The 1,023-nt window shown below is 41.1% G+C and carries 4 tRNA genes; 2 read left to right on the top strand and 2 right to left on the bottom strand.

What is annotated here, in order from left to right:
• Position 1: 1 nt before the first annotated feature.
• A tRNA-Glu gene (locus tag NO991_RS20545) sits at positions 2–77 on the bottom strand.
• Between the two features lie 39 nt (positions 78–116).
• Positions 117–192, bottom strand: a tRNA-Ala gene (locus tag NO991_RS20540).
• 643 nt (positions 193–835) lie between these two features.
• Here NO991_RS20540 and NO991_RS20535 point away from each other — a divergent pair.
• Positions 836–911 (top strand) — tRNA-Val (locus NO991_RS20535).
• 36 nt (positions 912–947) lie between these two features.
• Positions 948–1,023, top strand: a tRNA-Val gene (locus NO991_RS20530).

Here is a 1,023-nt window from a genome sequence, read left to right as displayed (position 1 = left end):
GTGGCGTCCCCAAGGGGATTCGAACCCCTGTTACCGCCGTGAAAGGGCGGTGTCCTAGGCCTCTAGACGATGGGGACGCAGAAAACTGCAACCCTAGGACAAACACTATGCAAATCTGGTGGAGCTATGCGGGATCGAACCGCAGACCTCTTCGCTGCCAGCGAAGCGCTCTCCCAGCTGAGCTATAGCCCCGACTTGCATACACACCACCAATTAATGTTGGTTGTGTATCGCTGAGTGCGGGGCGCATTCTATGCACCCCCCCAAATAAAGTCAACAGTTTTTTATCTAAGTTTATTTAAATGATTTAAATTTCAACAAGCTGACTAAATATCAATCCGTTACGGAGGTATTTTATACAAAGCGCTATCAAATTAGCTATTTTGGGCTAATTGCATTGCTGGTTTGTTATCAAAGGCTCTTTGCTTTTTTAATTTACTCCCTTAAAAAGGTATACATTTATATGCAAAATAAAATTCATTACCTAAAGCTTTAAATAAAACGACTTCACCCTACCCTGCTTTGTTTTTAATAGTGCTAAGTAGAGTGCAATTAACTGATGCAAATTTATTGATATGAAAAACCGTTTTAAAGATTTGCTGTATTCATATCATTTTAGAATGATTTACCTAGGTCATAGAGCTATAGATCAAGCTCTGAATATAAGCTTATGAATGTAAATTGCATATTTGTTCGCCAAAAAATGCTTAAATGCCATGTCATTGTTTATAAAAGCTGCATCTAACACATTTTTACTCATTCAAGTGTTGACACATTTACAACTCTATCTATAATAGCGCCCCACAACAACGCAGCAATGAGTTGTTTTAGATATGGGTCGTTAGCTCAGTTGGGAGAGCATCGCCCTTACAAGGCGAGGGTCACTGGTTCAAGTCCAGTACGACCCACCATTATTCCCTAATGGTGTTCATATCTAAATTCTTAATGGGTCGTTAGCTCAGTTGGGAGAGCATCGCCCTTACAAGGCGAGGGTCACTGGTTCAAGTCCAGTACGACCCACCA

This window comes from Pseudoalteromonas sp. DY56-GL22, from assembly GCF_041414715.1.
Lineage (GTDB): Bacteria > Pseudomonadota > Gammaproteobacteria > Enterobacterales > Alteromonadaceae > Pseudoalteromonas > Pseudoalteromonas simplex.
This window is presented reverse-complemented; position numbering and strand designations above follow the sequence as displayed.